The organism is Moraxella sp. 179-F 1C4 NHS, from assembly GCF_045370505.1.
Taxonomy (GTDB): Bacteria; Pseudomonadota; Gammaproteobacteria; order Pseudomonadales; family Moraxellaceae; genus Faucicola; species Faucicola tetraodonis.
Map to the genome: position 1 here is coordinate 66,940 of NZ_JBIQEC010000006.1, position 15,130 is coordinate 82,069.

The following is a 15,130-nucleotide window of genomic DNA, read 5'->3' on the forward strand; positions in this document are numbered from 1 at the left end:
CTTAAATTGAAAGTCAATCTGTATCGGCTTTCAATTTAATCGATGGAGAAGCAGTTTGAAAGACTTATTAGACATCATGAAAAGCCCTGCCGACTCTGGTAACCAAGAGTTCGACAGCATTCAAATTTCTCTTGCCTCACCTGACACCATCAAATCTTGGTCGCATGGGGAAGTTAAAAAGCCTGAAACCATCAACTATCGTACTTTCAAACCAGAACGTGATGGTCTTTTTTGTGCCAAAATTTTTGGACCTGTTAAAGACTACGAATGCTTGTGTGGTAAATACAAACGCCGTAAATTCCAAGGCGTGATCTGTGAAAAATGTGGCGTTGAAGTGACCGCCGCCAAAGTACGCCGCGAGCGTATGGGTCACATTGAGCTGGCAAGCCCAGTCGCGCATATTTGGTTCTTAAAATCATTACCAAGCCGTATTGGTCTACTACTTGATATGACTTTGCGTGATATCGAGCGCGTATTGTATTTTGAAAGCTATGTCGTGACTGACCCAGGGTTAACTACCCTTGAAAAATATCAGTTGCTCGATGATGAAGATTACTTCAAAGCACTTGAAGAGTTTGGTGATGAATTCACCGCAAAAATGGGTGCTGAAGCGGTTCAAGACTTGCTGCGCGATATTGACGTGGATTTGGAAATCGACCAGTTACGTGAAGAAATTCCTAACACGGGTTCAGAAACCAAACTTAAAAAAATGTCAAAACGCCTAAAATTGCTTGAGTCATTCCGTGATTCAAACAATAAGCCTGAGTGGATGGTAATGACCGTATTACCTGTATTACCACCCGATTTGCGTCCATTGGTACCGCTTGAAGGGGGTCGTTTTGCCACTTCAGACTTAAATGACTTATATCGCCGCGTCATTAACCGTAACAACCGTTTAAAACGCTTGTTGGAGCTCAATGCGCCTGACATTATTGTGCGTAATGAAAAACGTATGTTGCAAGAGTCAGTGGATGCGCTGCTTGACAACGGTCGCCGCGGTCGTGCGATTACCGGTAGCAACAAACGTCCATTGAAATCTTTAGCTGACATGATTAAAGGTAAACAAGGTCGTTTCCGTCAAAACTTACTGGGTAAACGTGTCGACTATTCAGGTCGTTCGGTCATTACCGTGGGTCCATACCTGCGTCTACACCAATGTGGCTTGCCTAAAAAAATGGCACTTGAACTGTTCAAGCCCTTTACTTATGCCAAACTTTTACAAAATGGCATTGCGACCACTATCAAAGCTGCTAAGAAAATGGTTGAGCGTGAAGAACCGGCAGTGTGGGATATGCTTGCCAGCGTGATTCGTGAACACCCAGTGCTACTAAACCGTGCACCGACCCTCCATCGTTTGGGCTTACAAGCATTTGAGCCTGTACTGATTGAAGGTAAAGCGATTCAGCTACATCCGCTAGTTTGTAGCGCGTTCAACGCCGACTTTGATGGTGACCAAATGGCGGTACACGTACCGTTAACTTTGGAGGCCCAACTTGAAGCCCGTGCCTTGATGATGTCAACCAACAACATCTTGTCACCTGCCAATGGTGAGCCAATCATCACACCATCACAAGACGTTGTATTGGGGTTATATTACATCAGCCGTTCGCATATCAATGCCAAAGGCGAAAACATGACTTTCTCCAACGTGAAAGAAGTGTATCGTGCGCTAGGTACTGGTGATTTAAGCGTCAATGCCAAAATTAAAGTACGTATTGAAGAAATCACGTATGACGATGAAGGTAATGCCAATAGCGTTACTAAAATGGTTGACACCGTTGCCGGCCGCTGTTTGATTTGGAATATCACCCCAAAAGGTATGAGCTTTGACGAAGTCAACAAAGAGATGACCAAGAAAAACATCGCTCGCCTTATCAATTCTTGCTACCGCAAAATGGGCGTGAAAGACAGCGTCATGTTTGCTGACCAATTGATGTATTTGGGTTTTGCCCAAGCAACGTTGTCAGGCGTATCCATTGGTATGGAAGATATGCTCATTCCACCTACCAAAAACAAAATCATCGAAGCGGCGGATGCGGAAGTTCGTGAGATTGAGAGCCAGTTTGAACAAGGCTTCGTGACCGCGGGTGAACGCTATAACAAAGTCATTGATATTTGGTCACGTACCAATGACCAAATCGCCAAAGCGATGATGGATAACCTATCACAAGATACCGTTGTCAACAGCCAAGGTGAAGCGGAAAAAGAAAAATCGTTTAACTCGATTTATATCATGTCGGATTCAGGAGCACGTGGTAGTGCCGCACAGATTCGTCAGTTGGCAGGTATGCGTGGTCTGATGGCAAAACCAGACGGCTCGATTATTGAAACCCCAATTAAAGCTAACTTCCGTGAAGGCTTAAGCGTTTTACAGTACTTTATCTCGACGCACGGTGCCCGTAAAGGTCTAGCTGATACGGCACTAAAAACTGCAAACTCAGGTTACTTAACCCGTCGCTTGGTTGACGTTGCGCAAGATTTGGTTATCACCCAGCCTGATTGTGGTACCGATAAAGGTATCTTGATGAAGCCACACATTGAGGGTGGTGAAATCATTGAGCAATTGGCTGACCGCGTGCTGGGCCGAGTCACTGCTAAAGATGTGATGTCAAATAAAACAGGCGAATTAGCCATCCCATCGGGTACCTTGCTGGATGAGCATTGGGTAAAAGTCCTTGATGAACATGGTATTGACGAAGTTTGGGTACGTTCTGTGATTACTTGTGAAGTGCCACATGGCGTCTGTTCACATTGTTATGGTCGTGACTTAGCACGTGGTCACCGCGTCAATATTGGTGAGTCTGTGGGTGTCATGGCAGCGCAATCAATCGGTGAGCCAGGTACTCAGCTTACCATGCGTACCTTCCACGTGGGTGGTGCCGCGAGTGCCGCAGCCGTGGAAAACAGCATTCAGGTTAATAAAGGCGGTACTGTTCGCTTCCAAAACTTGAAATCTGTTAGCCATGCCGACGGTCATTTGGTGGTAGTTTCTCGCTCTGCGGAAATTAGTATTACTGATGAATTAGGCCGTGAGCGTGAGCGCTATAAAGCACCGTATGGTTCGTCAATTCTAGTGGCTGATGGCACTGAAGTTACCCCAGGTCAAACCATTGGTAAATGGGATCCGCATACCCATCCAATCATTACCGAGGTATCAGGTACCGCACGCTTTAGCGAAATCACCGATGGCTTAACGGCCACCATGAAAATCGATGAAGCAACAGGTATGAGCTCATACGAAATCTTGGCAACCAAAGACCGCCCAAGCTCGGGTAAAGATTTACGTCCTGCGATTATCCTTGATACCAAAGAGGGTAAAGAAGTGGTGTACTTCTTACCACAGCAAACCATCATTCGTGTGCGTGAAGGCGATGAGGTAACAACAGGTTCGATTTTAGGTCGTGTACCACAAGAATCATCAGGTACCAAAGATATTACCGGTGGTCTACCGCGTGTTGCTGACTTATTTGAAGCGCGTCGTCCAAAAGATCATGCGATTATGGCGGAAATGAGTGGTACAGTAAGCTTTGGTAAAGACACCAAAGGTAAAAACCGCTTTATCATTACCAATGATGATGGCGAAGTGCATGAAGAGTTGATTCCAAAATGGCGTCAAATCAACGTGTTTGAGGGTGAACGTGTTGAGCGTGGCGAGGTGATTGCCGATGGTCCACAAAACCCACACGATATTTTACGCTTAAAAGGTGAAACTGAGCTTGCCAACTACATCGTCAATGAAGTACAAGACGTTTACCGCTTACAAGGGGTAAAAATCAACGACAAGCATATTGAAGTGATTATTCGTCAGATGCTACGTAAAGTTGAAGTTACCGATGGCGGTGATTCAAGCTACTTCAAAGGTGACCAAGCTGAATACGCTGATATCGTCGCCATGAACAAAAAACTCGACGAAGAAAACAAATTCCCTGTCAAGTTTGACCGTTTATTGCTCGGTATCACCAAAGCCTCATTGGCAACTGAAAGCTTTATTTCTGCGGCGTCATTCCAAGAGACAACGCGCGTATTGACGGCGGCAGCAGTTACTGGCAAGATTGATGACTTACGTGGTCTAAAAGAAAACGTGGTCGTCGGTCGCTTGGTACCATCAGGTACTGGTTTAGCTTACCATGCCCAGCGTCTAGAGAGCGGTAAAACCACCGCCACAGAAGCTACTGAAAATCAGCAACTAGAAGCATTAGACACCTTGTTTGCCGAAAACATGGAGCCTGCGTCAATGTCATTTGAAGACAAATTTGCTGAAGAGTTTAATAGCCAAGATGCAAAATAATCGTTAATCAGTCATAAAAAGGCCGGTGCTTGCAACTGGCCTTTTTTTTCATCAAAATAGCCGTATCAAATGTCTAAGGAAACAATATGGCAGGTCGTGTTGCACGTTATCAAGCAGATAGAACTAATCAAAAAATGTATTTTTGCCGAATTTATTGTCAGCAAGCTGAACAGACGCCAAAAGGGCAATTACAGGAAGCACATATTGAAAGTGCGCTCATGCATTTGTACGGCGGCTATTTGGCATTTTTACAAGAAGTAGCGCGCTATTATAATTTAACTATGCTAAACCCCAGTCTGCAATCAATTAGTGATGCGTTGGAGGCTAAAACCCAAGTATCACCTGAAGTCATGCGGTTAAAGCAACTATTAGCTAATGATTATTTAGGTGATATCGAAAAAGCATGGCAGCAGATTATCTATAAACCTGTGCCCCAAAACCTCGGCAATGAGAGTGATGAAAGCAACAAAAATGCTAAATTGCCGGTGATTGATGTTATGGCAAGTCCATCAAGTACCAATATTTCAGTCGATATGATTCGCCAATGGCGTGGCGATTTGGTGGATACGATCGATAGTTTGCGAGAAGGGATGATTGAGTTTTAATCGTTTAATCAAAATTATTATTTATCAACTTGGTGCTTATCCCCTTAATACTTATCAAAGATCATAAAAAAGCTCGATTCATGATCGAGCTTTTCTATTAAGGTTCATTAACGACTCATTGGTTCAGTGATTTATTGCTATTTAACTGAGCGTAGTTGATATTGTTACCCGTTGTTGGCATCGTTACGGATGCTTGTTCCTCAGGACGTTTTCGGGTAACCGCTTGCGGGGGTTTACTGTCATCACGGGTGATTTCATTGCCCTTGCTATCGACGCGTCTAGTACCATTATCAGTAAGCTCAATGGTTTCCTGCTCTTGTTTTTTGGATTTGGCGCGATTATTCACTGATACCCATTCCACAGGTTGACCTTTGAGCATTTTAGAGGTGAAATCCATCCAAATAGGTAGCGCCGCCACGCCACCAAATTCTTTTTTACCCATACCGATAGGTTGGTCAAAACCGACCCAAACTGTCGTCACCATTCTGGGGTTGATACCGGCAAACCACGCATCTTTGGCATCATTGGTAGTACCTGTCTTGCCACCCAAATCTGAGCGACCTAACGCCCGCGCCTTAACCGCGGTACCGCGCTGGATGACATCACGTAAGATATTGGCCATTTGGAATGCCACATTAGAAGAAAGAATACGGGGCGCTTGCTGCGCTGGAATATACTGAATAGGCATGGGTTTTAGCTTATCAGTGTCGGGGCCGGCATCATATAGTTGCGCTTCAAGGGACGCTTGGCGTGCTAGCATTTGCTGAGTGCTGGCTTCTAATGCCGCTTCTTCTTTGCTAAGTTTTTTCTTATCTTGTTTGTTTAAACTGTCTTTTTCGTTGGTTTTAGCCAGTGGGTTTGCGTTGAATAAATCAGATTTTTCAGTCGCTTTATCGCCTGCTTGCGTGTCTTTACTTTGACCACTTAACAAAGCAGTTTGTTGTTCTTGGAATGCTGTTAAGTTATCTTCATTGGTTTGCTGTAAATCATTGTTAAAACATACCGCACAGGCTTGTTTTGGGTTGGCTTGGTATTGCAGCTTACCGTTGTAGTCAAAAATTTGCTGAATAAAATAAGGTTGAATACGGTGACCGCCGTTGGCAAAGGTCGCATAGCCCGTAGCCATCTGTAATGGGGTCGCTTCACCAGAACCGAGTGCCAATGATAAGGTGTTTGGCATGCGTTCTTTTTCCAACCCAAATTCATTGAGTAGCTCACGTGTATCAGAGATACCCGCTGAACGTAGCACTCGAATCGATACTAGGTTGCGCGATAGGTATAAACCTTTACGCAGTGGAATCATCCCCAAATTGCGCCCATCTGAGTTCTTGGGTTTCCAGGAACCGACGGTCAATGGATCATCAGATATCATGGTATCTGGGCTAAAGCCTTTTTCTAGGGCAGTGGCGTAAACTAATGGCTTGATGGTTGATCCTGGTTGGCGATAACCTTGAATCGCGCGGTTAAATTTACTCTTATTAAAATCAAAGCCACCAACGACCGCAAGTAACGCGCCAGTTTCTGGATTGACCGATACTAGGCTACCTTCAACGGCTGGAATTTGCACCAAACTCCAGCTGCTGTTGTCAGCATTTGATGTGACATACACAATATCATGCAGATTGACGATATTGTTGGAGATAAATGCTGAGTTTGGATTACGGTAGTGCAGCGTCGCCCAGCGCATGTTTGACCAAGGCACCTTAATCTGAGTACCGTCTTTCATGACCGCATCAAAGCCATTGCCAGGATAGACTCTGGTGACTTCAACCGGATAAAAAGAATGGATAACTGGGAAATTGGCAAGCTTGCCAGGTTTTTCTTTATCTTTTGTATTAGCAGGGGCGCCGCGCCAACCGTGGCGGCGATCATACGCAAATAAACCGCGTTTAATGGCGTTTTCTGCAATTTCTTGTGCTTCGCTATTAATGGTAAGCTTCACGCGCCAGCCCGAATTGATGACAGCTTCGCCATATTGTTCCACCAATGAGGCACGGGTCATTTCCGCCAAATACGGTAAGTTTTTATCAAGTTTAGCTTGGTATAGGCGCAGTCCAATGGGTGCGGCAACCGCTTCGTCGTGTTGCACTTGGCTAATTGCGCCATTTTTAAGCATCTGACCCAAAATCCAGTTGCGCCGCTCTAACGCGCGCTCAGGATTAGCAACAGGATTGTATTTTGATGGTGCTTTTGGCAGACCGGCAATCATTGCCATTTCTGCAATGGTTAGGTTATTCAATGATTTACTATAATATTGTTTAGCGGCAGCTTTAATCCCATAGGCACCTTGACCCAAATAAATTTTATTAACATATAAGGTCATGATGTCTTGTTTAGACAGCTTTTCTTCAATTTTGCGGGCTAAAAATAACTCCGTTAATTTACGATTAAGGGTACGTTCGGAGGATAAAAAATAATTTTTGGCAACCTGTTGGGTAATCGTCGACCCACCTGTTTGGCTATCGTCGTCGCTAACCGCTTCGGTCAGTGCGCGCCCAATACCCTTAATACTGATACCACTGTGCTGAAAAAATGACGAATCTTCGGCCGCTAAAAAAGCATTAACCATATTTTTGGGAATTTGCTCATAACTCACTGGCAAAGACATATCATTACCGTATTGACCAATTAATTGGTTATCCTCGGTATAGATTTGTAGTGGCATTGACAGCTTGGCTTTTTTAAGGTCATCTAAGCTTGGTAGGCTAGGTGATATATACATCGCCATACCGTAAAAACCGATGGGGAAAGCTAATACCAAAATAAAAAGAAACGCTAAAATTGCAACCAAAAGATTGAGTAAAAATTTCATCCAAGTAAAGGTAGCAGCAGTCGACTGGGTCATAAAGTCATTAGCTCAAAGCAAAATAAAGCTTTATTATACCTAAAAAAATTTGAGTTCTGTGAAAAATCTATTTTGCTTTTCGCTTGTTTTTAAACCACCCAATAAATTAGTGACAACTAATGGTTGAATCAAATAAATTTCTAAAGTATTGTAGCGTAGTAAAAATCACGTTACTGAACTTAGTATACAAGGAACAAACTTGTGAGGTTATTTACAAAAAACAACAAGCTAGTCGTTGGGGTAGATATCACTACCACTGCGATCAAAATGGTTGAAATAACACGGCAGCAAGGTCTATTTCATTTAAGAAATTACGGCATTGAACCGTTACCTCGCGGTGCTGTTGTTGATAAAAATATTGTAGATATTGAAGCGGTCAGTGACGCCCTCGCAAGATTATCTCGTAGCAGAGGTTTTTCCAGTAAACATATCGCGACAGCCGTAGCAAGCTCTTCGGTTATTAGCAAAATCATTGAGATGGAAGCGGATCTCACAGAGCTTGAACGAGAATCCCTTATACGTCTAGATGCTGACCAATATATTCCCTATCCTTTATCAGAAGTTAATTTAGATTTTGAAGTGATTGGCCCTTCAGCTACGCCTGATATGTGTAAGGTATTGTTAGTTGCCTCTCGCACTGAAAACGTTGACCAACGTGTCGACGCGGGTGCTTTGGCGGGGCTGGATACTAAAATTGTGGATGTGGAGTCTTACGCAGTTGAACGCGCCTTTCAATTGATGGTCGATAGCTTGCCAGGTCAACCTCAGCATATAGCCCTTATTGATATCGGGCACAGCCAAACCACGCTTTATATTGCAAAGGACGGGGAGTTTGTATACAGCCGTGAACAACTTTTTGGCGGCGCCCAGTTAACTGAAAGTATTCAAAATCGTTATGGTTTGACGTTCGAGGAGGCGATGATTAATAAGCGCACCCTGTCATTGCCGGATGATTACTATACTGATGTATTAATGCCATTTTTAGATGACATTGTGCAGCAAATCACCCGCTCGCTGCAGTTTTATTTTTCATCAAGCCAAAATAGCCAAGTAGACTATATTTTGTTGGGCGGTGGTAGTGCCAGCATTGCGGGTCTAGCGAGCATGGTTGAACAAAAACTTGGTACCCGCACAGGTATTGCCAATGCATTTTCAAATATGACGATTAATAACCATATCAACACTGAATTACTGATTATGGACGCGCCAAGCTTAATAGCAGCTTGTGGCTTGGCGTTACGGAGTTTTGATTAATGGCAAAGATTAACTTACTTCCTTGGCGTCAAGAACTTCGTGAACAAAGAAACCGTGAGTTTATGACTTTAGTGGTTGCGGTATTATTATTATCACTACTTGGTGCCTTTGCGGCATGGAGTTACTATAAAAACACCCTAGAAAACCAGCAGCTTGCTAATGAACGCATCAAACAAGAAAACGCTAATTTAGACAAGGCGTTAAAAGAAATCGCAACCCTTGAGCAGCAGCGTGATGATATCATCGCGCGTATGAAAGTGATTCAAGACTTGCAAGGCCGTCGCCCTGTCCCTGTCCGTATTTGGGAAGATATTGCCAGAATTATCCCCGCACAAATGTATTTAACCAGTATGAAGCGTGAAGCTGATACCATCACCTTTACCGGTCAAGCCGACAACCCGAATGTGATTTCGACATTTATGCGCAGTCTTGATGGGACGCAGTGGTTAGAAAAATCGGCTGTGGTCAGTATACAGCAGCCCAATGCGGTGGCTTATCAAGCCCCCACACCCGCACCTGCTGCTGGTAACATCAGTGCTAGCAGTACCAGCGCAACATTACCAGAAGCCAATTACGTGACTTTTGTGGTAACAACCATGGTTAAGCAAACCGACATCGCCAGTGCTACCGCTGCAAGTGGCGTTGCGGCAAGTGCGAGTAAGGAGAAATAACGGTGAAATTAACCAATCCGCTAAAAAGACCGAAACTCGTCAAAAAACCCGTTCACATTACCGCAAAAAAATCGTTTGATGTTAAAGCCTTTACCGAAAGCTTTAAATCCCTGGACCAAAATAATTATGGTAGCTGGCCTGTGCCTGTTAAGGTTACCGTATTGCTATTTATGGTTGCTGTTATCGCCTTTTTAACTTGGTTTTTGCCGATTAGTACCAAACGTGATGAGATTGCCGCTGCCGAAGCCGAGCAGCAAACCTTGTTAGATGAATATCGCCAAAAAGAATCCAAAGCACGTCATCTAAAAGAATATCAGGCGCAAGTATCAAAAATGCAGTCTGATTTTAAAGAACTGCTCAATCAATTACCCAAAGACACCCGTATTTCTGACTTGGTGGATGGAATTAATATGGTTGGTGTGGGCAGTAATGTCAAATTTCAGGATATTAAAGTTGAACCCGAAGTCTCCCAAGAATTCTTTATTGAGCAGCCAATTCGTATTGCCGCTTTAGGAGATTATCACCAATTTGGCTCATTCATTAGTGGGCTTGCTAAATTACCTCGGATTATTACCCTCCATGACTTTGAAGTTGCCAACCCTAGTCCTAGCCTAGACAAGCTACCAGAAACCAATCTTGTTTTGAACGTTAAAACTTATCGTTCAAAAGAGTTAACTGAAGAAGAATTGAAAAAAGCACAAAAAGATAATCAAAAAAATCCAGCTGGGTCTGACAATAAGGAAGCGAATAATGGCAATTAATAAAAAACCGCTCACTATTTGCTTAGCCCTATTAGCCCTGTTATCTGGCTGTACCGACCGTGTCGGTTTGGCAGAGCAACAAATGCAGGACATCCGTAACCAGCCTGCGCAACCGGTAAAGCCACCGCCGACACCCGAAGTGGTACAAGAGTTTAATTACAGCGCTTCACCGCTGCGTAGTCCATTTATGCCGCCTAGTTTAATGCTGCAAGCCAATCAAGTACAGCAAATGAAAGGGGTGAGACCGGATGTGTCCCGACTCAAAGAGCCACTTGAACAATTTGAGTTGAATGAGCTTACCTACAAAGGTACGATGGTGTCATCATCTGGCGAGGTGTATGGTCTTGTGCAACGCCCAGATGGGGGGATTGCCAGTGTCAAAGTGGGTAATTATATGGGTAAAAATGAGGGGCGTATTGCAGAGATTACCCCAACCCAAATTAACTTAATTGAAATCATACCAGACAGTCGTGTCGGCTATGTCGAAAAAGCAAACTCAATTGTTGCCGCAGTTAGTCAATAAAACAAAGGGATAATTCAATGAATTTTAATGCCTATCCATTTCGAACTTCAACGTCTAAGCTTGCGGTAGCGATGAGTGCGATGTTAGTATCTAGCAGTGTGTTTGCAGCTGATACCATTAGAAATATCTCGGTTACCACGCCGAGCGCTGTGCTAACAGAACTCAATATCGACTTCGCTAACAGTGCTGTGACGCCGACGGCTTATGAACTTGCCTCACCCACACGATTGGTGTTGGATTTCCCCAATGTGAATAATCAAATTGCATCACGGATGCAAACTTATAACCAAGGCTATGTCAAAAATATCACCACGCTGACCAATGACAGTATGACACGGATGATTATTGAGTTGTCAAATCAAGCGACCTTTAGTACACGTGTGATTAATAATCGCCTGGTAGTATCAATGCAGCCGAAAACCACAGCAGCTACCAATCCCGCAATCGTTACACCTGTGGTGACTACCCCCGTCGTGAGTCAGCCCGCGGTGGTAACGCCTGCTGCCGTAGTGACTGAAGCTGCGCCTGTGATTGCTACACCGCCACCTGTGGTCGTGCAAACGCCGCCACCTGTTGCCGTCGTGACCCAAACACCAAAAGTCGCTCCACCCGCCAATACCATGGTAGTCAAAGTCAATCCTTTATTAAATCCTGCTGCCACCGTTGTTCAACAATACAACTATGATGGTCTAGCGGCGATTAATTTTAATGGCACCTCGAACGGCGGTGGTAATGTTAGCATTAATTTGGTGAATGACAGCATCCCTGTGGATGTGCAGCGCATGGGTGATGAGTTAGTCATTCGTCTGACAGGCGCTACCATTCCCAGTCGCCTGCAAAAACAAATGACCGTAGGTAACGGCTTGGTGCGTGATGTTATCGCAACCAACCAAGGACGCAATGGCGTGATTCGTATTACCATGACAGGCGATTATGACTATAGAGCCTTTCAAACAGGTAATCAGCTAAATATCAATATCGATCCCCCCAAACGTCTGCGCGAGCCGACCCTTGAGGAGCGTACCTATAGCGGGGCGCCTTTATCACTAGAGTTTCAAGATGTCAGCGTGCGTACGATTTTAGAAGTGTTGGCACAACATACCAATACCAATATTGTTGCCAGTGACAGCGTCAGTGGTAATATTACCTTGCGTCTGATTAACGTGCCTTGGGATCAAGCCCTAGATATTATCCTAAAAAGTAAAAATTTAGATAAACGGGTTAATGGTAATGTAATTTGGGTGGCACCCGCGGCAGAACTTGCCAAACAAGAAGCCGATGAGTTAAAAGCGCAACAAGAGAAAAAAGTATTAGACCCCCTGCGTACCGAATATATCCGACTTAACTACGCGAAAGCAGAAAATGTACGAACACTGATTGAAGCAGGCAGAGCAACATCCGATCGCTCGAGCGGCAATACCTCACTGTTAACAGACAGAGGTACAGTCACAATCGATACCCGAACCAACACCTTGATTGTTAAAGATACGGCTGAAACCATCAGCAACATCCGTGATTTGATTAGTAAAATCGATATCGCTGTCAAACAAGTAATGATTGAAGCCCGTATTGTGAGTGCGACAGACACCTTTAGCAAAGAACTTGGGGTGAAATGGGGTATTTTATCGCAAGGCGTGCACAGTAATCGTAATTTATTAGTGGGTGGTTCTGAGCAGACCATATGGGATCTTAAGAAATATAGTATGCAATCAATGACCGTAAATGGGCAAACTGTTGATTATCCTTCATACACTATTACACGACCTGATAACCTTAGTGTTAATCTAGGTGCAGCTAACCCTGCAGGACAAATTGCGTTTGGCCTGCTGAGCATTTCAGATTTACTATTAGATTTAGAATTGTCAGCCATGCAAGCGGATAATAAGGGTGAAGTCATCTCCAGTCCAAAAGTGCTAACCGCCGACAAACAAACCGCCAGAATCATGTCAGGCACACAAATCCCTTATCAAGAAGCCTCTGCCAGTGGGGCGACCTCAACGAGCTTTGTCGAAGCGGCATTGAGTCTTGAAGTGACCCCTAATATCACCCCTGAAGGTCGTATTGGCATGGATTTGAGTATTGAAAATGGTTCACCAACTATCGTCAATGGTGCGACAGCGGTTTCTAAAGATTCGATTAAAACCAACGTGGTCGTCGATGATGGTCAAACGGTTGTGCTCGGTGGCGTGTTTAAAAATACCTTAGGTAACGATGTGACTAAAATCCCTTTCTTAGGCGATTTACCTTATGTTGATCGCTTCTTTAAACGCACCTCAAAAACCAACAACAAGCAAGAATTATTGATTTTTGTGACCCCAAAATTGGTGAATGACACGGGCCGTGTTAATTAATTTACTCCCTAATAGAGCTGTTGTATAACAAAATAGTCTTATAGCGCATTGCCACAAATCACAGTATAATGTTTTCAATATATTATAGAGTGATTTGTGGTTTTTTTATGGAGTGTAATCAACCTAAGCCGTTAATTATTTTGATTGGTCCGATGGGTGCGGGTAAGACCACAATTGGTAAACTGTTGGCGCAGCAACTTGGATTTACGTTTTATGACAGTGATCAGGAAATAGAACGCGTCTCGGGCGCGAGTATTAGCTGGATTTTTGAAAAAGAGGGTGAAGTAGGATTTCGTCAACGCGAAACACGTGTACTTGATAAACTAACCCAGCTGGATCATGTCGTACTAGCCACAGGCGGTGGGGCAGTTACTATCGCTGAAAATCACCATTTTTTAAAACGTGGTATAATCATTTATTTGCGGGCAGAAGTTGACATTCAGTATGAACGCACTTGTCGTGACCGCAACCGTCCGTTATTACAAATAGACAATCCTAAGCAAAAGTTAACCGAACTGTTTTGTAAACGTGACCCAATTTATCAGCAGCTTGCCGACATCACCATTGTTACGGGTCACAGTTCCCCAAAAAAAATGGTGCATGACATTTTGCTGCAATTGCAAGACGCCAATATAACCGTCTAAATGTAGCACTGTAGATATGACAAGCTAATTGATGACAACCTGCTAGATGCCAAAAAGATAACATTGATATGAGTACTGCCATGCGCCGTGAGTTAATTGTCCATACACGTTCACACGACTATCCCATTTTTATCGGGGAAAATCTCATCGAAACCTTTGATTTTGCTGACTATATTGGTGGCAAACAAATATTGGTTGTCACCAATGAGATAGTTGCACCCCTATATCTTGATAAACTCGTCGCACGTTTGCCTGCCGATAAACTCATTAAGACTTGTATTTTACCTGATGGTGAGCAGTATAAAACCCAGCAAAGCATTGATAGTATCTATGATCAGTTGATGGAAAATCACTTTAACCGTGACTGTACGCTGATTGCCCTTGGTGGTGGCGTCATTGGTGATATGGTGGGTTTTGCGGCAGCAAGTTTTATGCGCGGTGTGAATTTTATCCAAATTCCCACAACTTTGTTATCGCAAGTGGATTCTAGCGTGGGCGGCAAAACAGGCATCAATCATCGCTTGGGCAAAAATATGATTGGCGCGTTTTGGCAGCCGCGTCTTGTTTTGGCAGATATGACCACCTTAAAGACCTTGCCACCGCGTGAATTATCAGCAGGGTTAGCGGAAGTCATTAAATACGCGTTAATCGGCGACGTGGCGTTTTTGGCTTGGCTTGAAACCCATATAACGTCGTTACGCGCGCTCGATTTGAATTTATTAGCCCAAGCTGTACTGATTTCTTGCCAGCATAAAGCGGATATTGTGGCGCAAGATGAGTTTGAAGCTAATACACGCGCGCTACTTAATTTTGGTCATACCTTTGGTCATGTGATTGAAACGCATGAAGGTTATGGCAATTGGCTGCACGGTGAAGCAGTCGCGGTAGGTATGATTCAAGCGATGCAGTTGTCACAAAAACAAGGGTGGCTTAGCGCCGACGATGTTGACAGAGCCAGCTCTTTAATCGCCTGTGCTGATTTACCCACCCATCCGCCAGTCATTGAGGTGGATACAGCACTGGATTTGATGGGGCATGATAAAAAAGTCAAATCCGGCAAAATTCGTCTCGTATTACTAGAACAATTGGGACAAGCGGTATTGACGTCAGCGTATGATCCAGCGTTACTGACAGACGTGCTGGCTTTGACTGACAAACCTAATTGATATAAATTTTATAGATGGGTTA

The 15,130-nt window shown here is 44.0% G+C and carries 10 protein-coding genes; 9 read left to right on the forward strand and 1 reads right to left on the reverse strand.

Annotated features, from left to right (window positions below; translation table 11 throughout):
- Positions 1–55: 55 nt before the first annotated feature.
- Complete coding sequence (gene rpoC, locus ACH0AB_RS04460; RefSeq protein WP_406877340.1) at positions 56–4,288, forward strand: DNA-directed RNA polymerase subunit beta'; 4,233 nt, start codon at positions 56–58, stop codon at positions 4,286–4,288.
- Positions 4,289–4,374: 86 nt separating this feature from the next.
- Positions 4,375–4,893 carry a DUF6586 family protein gene (locus ACH0AB_RS04465; protein ID WP_050323998.1) on the forward strand — a complete coding sequence of 173 codons (519 nt, stop codon included), beginning with the start codon at positions 4,375–4,377 and terminating at the stop codon, positions 4,891–4,893.
- A 115-nt stretch (positions 4,894–5,008) separates the two neighbouring features.
- Here the strand turns inward: ACH0AB_RS04465 and ACH0AB_RS04470 are convergent, their stop codons facing one another.
- On the reverse strand, positions 5,009–7,738 hold the full coding sequence (locus tag ACH0AB_RS04470; RefSeq protein WP_406877341.1) for a penicillin-binding protein 1A: 2,730 nt from the start codon (positions 7,736–7,738) through the stop codon (positions 5,009–5,011).
- Between the two features lie 201 nt (positions 7,739–7,939).
- Between ACH0AB_RS04470 and ACH0AB_RS04475 the strand changes: the two genes are divergently transcribed.
- The 7 genes from ACH0AB_RS04475 to aroB all read left to right on the forward strand — a co-directional run bounded on the left by ACH0AB_RS04475 (position 7,940) and on the right by aroB (position 15,108).
- Positions 7,940–8,992, forward strand: coding sequence for a pilus assembly protein PilM (locus ACH0AB_RS04475; protein WP_312540149.1), 1,053 nt, complete (start codon positions 7,940–7,942; stop codon positions 8,990–8,992).
- Positions 8,992–9,663 (forward strand): PilN domain-containing protein, encoded by a 672-nt coding sequence (locus tag ACH0AB_RS04480; RefSeq protein WP_050324001.1) that lies wholly within the window; start codon positions 8,992–8,994, stop codon positions 9,661–9,663. The genes ACH0AB_RS04475 and ACH0AB_RS04480 overlap by 1 nt, the downstream gene beginning before the upstream one ends.
- Positions 9,664–9,665: 2 nt before the next feature.
- The gene (locus ACH0AB_RS04485) at positions 9,666–10,424 is read left to right on the forward strand and encodes a type IV pilus inner membrane component PilO (RefSeq protein ID WP_203171547.1); all 759 of its coding nucleotides are present in this window, start codon (positions 9,666–9,668) and stop codon (positions 10,422–10,424) included.
- Positions 10,414–10,947, forward strand: a complete 534-nt coding sequence (locus ACH0AB_RS04490) for a pilus assembly protein PilP (protein ID WP_203171548.1) — start codon at positions 10,414–10,416, stop codon at positions 10,945–10,947. The genes ACH0AB_RS04485 and ACH0AB_RS04490 overlap by 11 nt, the downstream gene beginning before the upstream one ends.
- 17 nt (positions 10,948–10,964) lie before the next feature.
- On the forward strand, positions 10,965–13,298 hold the full coding sequence (pilQ, locus tag ACH0AB_RS04495; RefSeq protein WP_406877342.1) for a type IV pilus secretin PilQ: 2,334 nt from the start codon (positions 10,965–10,967) through the stop codon (positions 13,296–13,298).
- A gap of 107 nt (positions 13,299–13,405) precedes the next feature.
- The gene (locus ACH0AB_RS04500; protein WP_062334134.1) at positions 13,406–13,942 is read left to right on the forward strand and encodes a shikimate kinase; all 537 of its coding nucleotides are present in this window, start codon (positions 13,406–13,408) and stop codon (positions 13,940–13,942) included.
- 68 nt (positions 13,943–14,010) lie between these two features.
- Complete coding sequence (gene aroB / locus ACH0AB_RS04505; protein WP_406877343.1) at positions 14,011–15,108, forward strand: 3-dehydroquinate synthase; 1,098 nt, start codon at positions 14,011–14,013, stop codon at positions 15,106–15,108.
- The last annotated feature ends 22 nt before the right edge of the window (positions 15,109–15,130 follow it).